Here is a 7,663-nt window from a genome sequence, read left to right as displayed (position 1 = left end):
CCGTACCGGACCTACTTCCGGCTGAGCGGGACGGATGTGCTCGCGGCCCGTGACGCCGCCGAGTTCGCGGTGCGGGCCAGTGGCCGCCAGCGGATCGCGGTGGTCGACGGCGGCCCGGACTTCGGTATCTCGCTCGCGCGGCGGTTCGCCGCCGAGGCTGCCCGGCTCGGCGCGGCCGTCACCGGGACGCACCGGGTCGACGGCAGCACCGACGACACGGCCGAGGTCGAACAGGTGGCCCGCTCCCTGCGCGCCGAGGCACCGGACCTGGTGTACGTGGCGACCGGCCCCGCCTTTGCCGGGAAGCTGCGCGAGGAACTGGCCGAGCACGGCCCGGCCGTGTCCATCCTGGGCTCCGACGGGCTGTTCGACTCCCACTACCTCGAGCGGACGCGGGACACCGCCGAAGGAGACCTGATCGCCGATCTTGGTGCGCCCCTGTCCGCGCTGCCGGCGGCCGGGCGGTTCGCGGCCGCCTACCTGGGCCGCTGGCCGGCGGAGAAGGACGGCGGCAGCCCGGCTACCGGCGCTCCGGCTGGCGGTGTCTCGCCCGCTGGCGCTCCGTCTGCTGGCGCCCCGCCCGCTGGTGGCCTGTCTGTCGCCGGTCCGTCTGCTGCCGGTCCGTCTGTTGGTGGTCCGGCCGGCGGTAGCCCGGCGGCGGCCGGACCGGCTGGTGACGGTGAGGCCCGCGACGGCGGCCACGCCGTCGCGCCGGCCTCACCGGCCGCCTCCCCGGCGCCGGGCGTCGACGGGATCCCCTCGGTCGCCGCCTACGCCTACGACGCGGCGCAGGCGCTGCTGCGGGCCGCGGCCGGCGTCCTGCCCGGCCGCGACATGGTGGACGAGGCCGCCAGGGCGGCGATCGTCACCGCTGTCGGGCAGGGCCGCTTCCCCGGTGTCACCGGTGAGGTCGGCTTCGACGCCTGGGGCGACCCGCTGACGTCGGTGGTGACCGTCTACGAGGTCCGCGGCCAGCGCTTCGTCCCCGTGTGGATCCGCCGCTCCGGGTAGCCGTGGGCCGCCGCGGTCAGGGATGGCGGACGGTCGCGGGCAGGTCGTGGGGTGCGGTGGGGCCCCCGGCGGACATGGTGGCGTGGGCCCGCTGCTCGGGCAGGGCCGGCGGGCCGAGGAGCTTCTTGCCCTCGACGTCGATGTCGGGCAGGAGCCGGTCCAGCCATGCCGGCAGCCACCAGGCGTGCCGCCCGGCCAGGGACATCACCGCCGGCACCAGGGTCATCCGCACCACGAACGCGTCCACGAGCACGCCGAAGGCGAGCGCGAAGCCGATCGACTGGATGATCGCCTGATCGGACAGGATGAACCCGGCGAACACGCTGATCATGATGATCGCGGCCGCGGTGACGACCCGGGCGCCGTGCCGGAAGCCGGTGACCACCGCGTCGTCCGGCCCGAGGCCGTGGACGAACTCCTCGCGCATCCGGGTGACCAGGAAGACCTCGTAGTCCATGGCCAGGCCGAACAGGACACCGATGAGGAAGATCGGCAGGATGCTGACGATGGGGCCGGTCGTCGCGACGCCGAGGACGTCCATCAGCCAGCCCCACTGGAACACGGCCACCACCGCGCCGAACGTGGCGACGACACTGAGCAGGAAGCCCGCGGTCGCCTTCAGCGGCACGAGGACGCTGCGGAAGACCAGGACGAGCAGCACGAACGCCAGCCCGACGACGACCGCGAGGTAGGGCAGCAGCGCGTCGGAGAGCTTCTCGGACACGTCGATGTTGATCGCGGTCTCACCGGTGATCGCGGTGCTGGCGCCGGTGGCGGCCCTGATCGCCGCCGCCTGGCCGCGGATGGTGTGCACCAGGTCCTCGGTGGCGGCCTCGCTCGGCCCGGAGGCGGGGGTCACCGACAGCGTCGCGGTGTCACCCGCGGGGCTGAACGTCGGCGCGGTCACCGCGGCCACGCCCGGCAGCCCGGCGATGGTCCGGGAGACCTCGTCGACGGCCGTGTGCGGGTCGGCGCTGGCCGTGCCGTCCACCACGAGCAGCAGCGGGCCGTTGAAACCCGCCCCGAACCCGGCGGTGAGCTGGTCGTAGGCCCGGCGCTGGGTGCTGTCCGGCGCGGCCGTGGCGTCGGTGGGCAGGCCGAGGCGCAGATCGGCCGCGGGCACGGCGAGCAGGCCCAGGGCCAGCACGGACACGGCGACGGCGATGCCGCGACGCCGCACGATCAGGCGTGCCCACCGCTGGCCCGCCGTGGGGCCGCCGCCGTCGCCTTCGGGGTCGCGGGCGCGCAGCCCGGGGATGCGCCCGCCGGTCAGCCGCCGCCCGGCGAAGCCGAACAGGGCGGGCAGCAGGGTGAGCGCGACGAGCACGGCGACGGCGACGGTGCCGGCGGCGGCCAGCCCCATCGACGTCAGGAACGGGATGCCCACGACCGACAGCGCGGCCAGCGCGATGATGACGGTCAGACCGGCGAACACCACCGCCGAGCCCGCGGTGCCCACCGCGCGGCCCGCGGCCTGCTCGCCGTCGGACCCCAGGGAGAGCTCGTGCCGGTAGCGGGAGGTGATGAACAGCGCGTAGTCGACACCGACCGCCAGGCCGAGCATCAGGGCGAGCGTCGGGGTGCTGGAGCCGATGTCGATGAACCCGGTGGCGATCTGGACGCACCCGATGCCGATCATCACGCTCAGCAGCGCGGTGAGCAGGGGGAAGCCGGCCGCGACCAGCGAGCCGAAGGTGATGACGAGCACGACGGCGGCCACGGCCAGGCCGATGACCTCGGTGGCGCTCTGTTCGGGCGCCCCCTCCACCGCGGTGCCGCCGAACTCGACGCCGATCCCGGCGTCGCGGGCCGTCGTGGCGGCGGCGAACAGGCTGTCCCTGGCCTCGTCGGTGACCTCGCCCGGCTGCACCTTGTAGGCGACCTGCGTGTAGGCGGTGCGCCCGTCCCGGGAGACACCGTCCCGGAGGAACGGGTCGCTGGCCTGGGCCACCTGCGGCGCCCTGGTGATCCGCTGGACGGTGTCGGTGACGGCCTGTCTGCGCGCACCCTCGGTGAGCGGACTGTCCGTGACGGTGAAGACCACGCGCGCGGTGGCCGCGTCGGCGCCGGCGCCGGGCATGCGTTCCCGCAGCAGGTCGACCGCTTTCTGGGATTCGGTCCCCGGGATGGAGAAGGTGTCGGAGGTCGGGCCGGACAGGGTCGCCGCGCCGGCCCCGATGAGGGCCAGCACGACGACCCACAGGGCGACGACCAGCCGCCGGCGGCGGTAGGCCGTGCGTCCGAGCCGGTACAGGTAGGTGGCCAACGGATCTTCTCCTTGGGTCGACAGGGCGCTGCGGATGAGCGCCGCTTGCCAGCGTCACTAGCCGATCGGCAGGTCTTCTCCAAAAGGAAGCTAGCCGTTCGTCTAGGAAATGGCAAGCTGATCGGCTGGTTACCGACCTGCCGTTCGGCTAGCATTAAGATCGATGAGCGCGCAGGACGCGACAGTGCTGCTCTGTCAGCTGCGCTTCGGCCGACCTGTCGGCCCGCCTGTCGCGCGAGATGATGCCTGGTGATGGCGCCCAGATCGTCCGCGCGGATGGGGATCAGCCGGACAGGCGGCCCGCGCAGCCAGGACAATCCGGACGAGCAGACGAGCAGACGAGCAGACGGACAGACGGACAGACGGACAGACGGACAGGAGGTCGGAGGCGGTGGCGACACAGCTCGAACCGGCGGGCCCTCGGGAGGGGACGGGGCGGAAGAAGCTGCTCGCGGCGGCCCTGGACCTCTTCGCCGAGCGAGGTGTCAGCGGGACGTCACTACAGATGATCGCGGATGCGCTCGGCGTGACCAAGGCGGCCGTCTACTACCACTACAAGACCAAGGACGACATCGTCCTCGCGGTGGTCAACCCGGCGATCGAGGAGCTCGCCGCGATCGCGAGCGAGGCCGAGCGGAAGCGCTCCCGTGCCGCCCAGGTCGAGACCGTGCTGGCCGGCATCATCGATCTGATCATCCGTAACCGGTCGCTCTACGCCGTGCTCCAGGGTGACCTCGCGGTCGCGCACGTCCTGAGCGAACACGGGGCGTTCCCCGAGCTGAGCAACCGGATCCTGGTGCTGCTCACGGGGCCTGATCCCGATCCCGGCGGCATCGTGGCCGCGAGCATCCTGCTCTCCGGGCTGCGCGAGGCCGGGTTCGGCCCGCAGGTCGCCGACATCGGCGACGAGGAGCTGCGTGGCCACATGCTCGGCTGCGGCCGGCGCCTGCTCCGCCACCGCCGGCCGCCGGCCGCCACCGCCTGAGGCCGCCCAGCAGCCGGCATCCCGGCATCCGCGGCATCCGGCACCCGGTGCCGCCGGTGGGGGAGCCCGACGCGGAGGTGACGGACTGACGGGGGCGGGCTGCCGGAGCGGCTTCCGCGGTGGCACGGAATCCCGCCCCGGCTTATCCCCGATGGTTTCTGGAATTCTGCCGGGCGGCCGGGGGGAGCGCCTCGTCCGGTGCCACCGGCCAGTGCCGGGGCGAGGGCCCGAGCGTGCGCAGCCGTGCCATTTGCAGGCGACACCAGGGTGATATCTTCAGAGAACCGTCCAGAACGTCCTCGGAAAACGCCGGCCATGGTGCCCAGTATGCCTCGGCGACCTCCTCGGGGTTGATCCGGAAATCGCTTGACGCCTGCGTGAAGAACACCGGGCAGATCTCGTTCTCCACGGTGCCGTCGGCCATCACGCAGCGGTAGCGGAACGTCGGCAGGGCCAGGTCGATGCGCTGGACGTGCAGGTTCAGTTCTTCGGCCAGCCGCCGTGAGACGGCCATCCGGAAATCCTCACCAGGGGCCGGATGGCCGCAGCAGGTGTTGGTCAGCACCCCTGGCCAGGTGCGTTTCGCATGAGCCCGCCGGGTGACGAGTACGCGGTCGGCATCATCGAAGACATAGCAGGAGAACGCCAGGTGCAACGGCGTCCGAGGCCCGTGGACGGTGGCTTTCGGGGCGACTCCGACCGCCTCTCCGGACGGGCTGAGAAGAACGACGAGCTCCGGGGCCGCGCCGTCCGCTCCGTCCGATCCGTGGGAATTCGTTGACGATGGCGTCCGGGCATACGGTCGGGAATGGCTCATGGAAACAATGGTAACAGCGCCCGCCGGCAGCCGTTCGCGTCGGAGCGCATTTCCTGAATCGGAGGGTCATTGACCCGTGACAATCGACACCCTGGCGGTGGCGAGCCCGAGTTCGCCGGCGCCCAGGGGCGCGAAGAAGCTGGCGACCGCCTCGTCGCTGACCTCGGCCAGGGCCGCCGGTGACCAGCGGGGACGGCGGTCCTTGTCGACGACCTGGGCCCGGATGCCCTCGGCGAGGTCGTGCGAGCGCAGGCAGGTGCTGGAGACCCGGTACTCCTGGTCGAGCACCGCCTCCAGGCTGGGCAGCTCGGCGGCCGACCGGAGCGAGCGCAGGGTGACCTTGAGCGCGGTGGGCGATCTTTTCGCGATCTCCTCCGCCGCGGCGGCGGCCGGCCCGCCGTGCTCGTTCAGCCGTCCCAGGATCTCCTCGACGGTCCCCGCCGCGTAGCAGTGGTCGATCCAGCCCGCCTGCGCGGCCAGCGCGCTGGCCGGGGGCGGCTCGGCGAAGGAGCGGACCACCTCGACCGGGTCGCGCTCGTCACCGCTGCCCAGCGCGTCGACCAGCGCGCCGAGCCGGCCGCTGGGCACGTAGTGATCGGCCAGCCCGTGCTGGATGGCGTCGGCGCCGGATATCCGCGCGGTGGTGAGCGCGATGTGGGTGCCCGACTGGCCGGGCATCCGGGACAGCAGATAGGTTCCGCCGACGTCGGGCACGAGGCCGATGGCGACCTCGGGCATGGCGACCAGGGAGCGCTCGGTGACCACCCGTACGCTGCCGTGCGCGGAGACGCCGACGCCCCCGCCCATGACCAGCCCGTCCATCAGCGCGACATACGGTTTCGGGTAGTGACCGATGCGGGCGTTGAGCCGGTACTCGTCGACCCAGAAGCCCAGCGCGGCGCTGCCGCCGGAGCTGACGTCGTCGTAGATGGACCGGATGTCACCGCCGGCGCACAGCCCCCGCTCGCCGGCACCGTCGATCAGTACCGCCCGGATGCGCTCGTCGTGCTCCCAGGCGGTCAGGGCGTCGGCGATGCGGCGCAGCATGCCGTGGCTGAGCGCGTTGATGGCCTTCGGCCGGTTGAGCGTGATCCGGCCCAGCCGGCCGCGGACGGTGAGCAGTACGTCGTTCATCGCTTTCCCTCCGGTGCCCGGCGGGACCCGGCGGCCCGCACGGTAGGACATCCAACAATGTCGGCTGATACCGCGCGGTCTCAAGCGATACCCTGCGGCCCGCGACTTACCGGCGGGCACGCACCGTGGGCCGGGAGCTGTGAGCGTGTGCCGGCCTGCCGGTCCTATAGCCGGTTCCGGAGCCGGTTCCGCTTCCCGTGCTGTGACGCTCTCCGCCGTTCCCGATCCCGGTTGCCGCTGGGCCTGGTGGTCCGGACCTGCGAGGAGAGAGCGTATGACTGAGACCGACGAGCTGTACCGGTCGTGGCGGACGGCGTCCGGGGGTGTCGTGCGGTACGGGCCTGAGTCCGGGCTCCGGATCGAAGATGGGGCAGGACGGGCACGACCGCGGCCAGCAGGTGATCGCGTCCGCCTTCGCCGACCTCGGGTTCGACGTGGACGTGGGCCCGCTGTTCCAGGCCCCGCCGGAGGTGGCGCGGCAGGCCGTCGAGGCCGATGTGCACATCATCGGGGTCTCCTCGTTCGCCGCCGGCCATCTGACGTTCGTGCCCGCGCTGCGCGCCGAACTCGCCGGGCACGCCGGGCACGCCCGGCGCGTCGGGATCACCGGGGTGCCGGGGGTGGGGAAGTCGACGTTCATCGACGCGCTCGGCACCTATCTGACCGGTTGCGGGCACACTGTGGCCGTGCTCGCCGTCGACCCGTACCGGCGGCAGCATCCTGGGTGACCGGACGCGGATGGCCCGGCTCGGGACCGACCCGGCCGCGTTCGTGCGCCCGTCGCCGACGTCGGCGACCCTCGGTGGGGTGGCCCGGGCGGCCCGGGAGTCCATCGTGGTGATGGAGGCGGCCGGTTACGACGTCGTCCTGGTCGAGACGGTCGGTGTCGGGCAGTCCGAGGTGACCGTCGCCGGGATGGTCGACACCTTTCTGCTGCTGTGCCTGGCGCGTACCGGCGATCAGTTGCAGGGCATCAGGAAGGGGGTGCTCGAGCTCGCCGACATCGTCGCGTCAACAAGGCCGACGGTCCCTACGAGGGGGGCGCGCGCGTCGCCGCGTAGGAGCTGGCCGGCGCTCTGCGGCTCCTGCGGGCCGGTGACGGCGGCTGGAGCACACCGGTGCTGATCTGCAGCGCCATGACCGGTGCGGGTCTGGAGGAGGTCTGGCGGACCGTCGAACGCCACCGGGAGACGCTGGCCGCGTCCGGCGGTCTGGCGGCCCGCCGGCGCGGCCAGCAGGTCGCCTGGACGTGGGAGATGATCCGCGACAGGCTGCTCGCGCGGCTGCGTACCGACCCGCGGGTGGGCGCGCTGGCCGCCGGCATCGAACGGCAGGTCCGCGCCGGCGAGCTCACCCCCGCACTCGCCGCCGACCGCATCCTGGAGACCTTCCTCAGGGAGCCACCCGGGGTGGCCTCCGAGAGACCTCGCTGACAACGGCACCACGGCCC

General features: G+C 72.7%; 6 protein-coding genes and 2 pseudogenes. 5 read left to right on the top strand and 3 right to left on the bottom strand.

The annotated features are described in order from the left end of the window. Window positions 1–1,011, top strand: a 1,011-nt coding sequence (locus NBW84_RS01760) for an ABC transporter substrate-binding protein (protein ID WP_250281061.1), incomplete at its 5' end; no start/stop codon positions are given. A gap of 16 nt (window positions 1,012–1,027) precedes the next feature. On the opposite strand, the gene NBW84_RS01755 is transcribed toward NBW84_RS01760, so the two are convergent. Further along, window positions 1,028–3,277, bottom strand: a complete 2,250-nt coding sequence (locus NBW84_RS01755) for an MMPL family transporter (RefSeq protein WP_250281059.1) — start codon at window positions 3,275–3,277, stop codon at window positions 1,028–1,030. Window positions 3,278–3,668: 391 nt separating this feature from the next. Between NBW84_RS01755 and NBW84_RS01750 the strand changes: the two genes are divergently transcribed. Further along, window positions 3,669–4,262 (top strand): TetR/AcrR family transcriptional regulator, encoded by a 594-nt coding sequence (locus NBW84_RS01750; RefSeq protein WP_250281057.1) that lies wholly within the window; start codon window positions 3,669–3,671, stop codon window positions 4,260–4,262. A gap of 142 nt (window positions 4,263–4,404) precedes the next feature. On the opposite strand, the gene idi is transcribed toward NBW84_RS01750, so the two are convergent. Together idi and NBW84_RS01740 are read right to left on the bottom strand one after the other, a co-directional pair. Continuing rightward, entirely contained in the window at window positions 4,405–5,079 is a 675-nt protein-coding gene (gene idi / locus NBW84_RS01745) for an isopentenyl-diphosphate Delta-isomerase (RefSeq protein WP_250281054.1), read from the bottom strand. A 66-nt stretch (window positions 5,080–5,145) separates the two neighbouring features. Continuing rightward, the gene (locus tag NBW84_RS01740) at window positions 5,146–6,213 is read right to left on the bottom strand and encodes an enoyl-CoA hydratase/isomerase family protein (RefSeq protein ID WP_250281052.1); all 1,068 of its coding nucleotides are present in this window, start codon (window positions 6,211–6,213) and stop codon (window positions 5,146–5,148) included. A 308-nt stretch (window positions 6,214–6,521) separates the two neighbouring features. Between NBW84_RS01740 and NBW84_RS01735 the strand changes: the two are divergent. The 3 genes and pseudogenes from NBW84_RS01735 to NBW84_RS24000 all read left to right on the top strand — a co-directional run. Continuing rightward, window positions 6,522–6,827 (top strand): annotated as a pseudogene (locus tag NBW84_RS01735) (cobalamin-dependent protein); the annotation flags it as partial. Then, a pseudogene (locus NBW84_RS24005) lies at window positions 6,816–7,338 on the top strand (hypothetical protein). The pseudogenes NBW84_RS01735 and NBW84_RS24005, both read left to right, overlap by 12 nt. Next, a complete protein-coding gene (locus NBW84_RS24000; protein ID WP_445548609.1) occupies window positions 7,332–7,646 on the top strand; it encodes a hypothetical protein in 315 nt (104 codons plus the stop codon). Before NBW84_RS24005 ends, NBW84_RS24000 begins: the two are co-directional and overlap by 7 nt. The last annotated feature ends 17 nt before the right edge of the window (window positions 7,647–7,663 follow it).

The sequence above is a fragment of the Protofrankia sp. CiP1_Cm_nod2 genome (assembly GCF_920664355.1).
Classification (GTDB): Bacteria; Actinomycetota; Actinomycetes; order Frankiales; family Frankiaceae; genus Protofrankia.
This window is presented reverse-complemented; position numbering and strand designations above follow the sequence as displayed.

Bases quoted from the DNA above. Each gene is read 5' to 3' on its own strand.
- idi (WP_250281054.1), bottom strand. From the start codon at position 5,079: ATGAGCCATTCCCGACCGTATGCCCGGACGCCATCGTCAACGAATTCC.
- NBW84_RS01740 (WP_250281052.1), bottom strand. From the start codon at position 6,213: ATGAACGACGTACTGCTCACCGTCCGCGGCCGGCTGGGCCGGATCACG.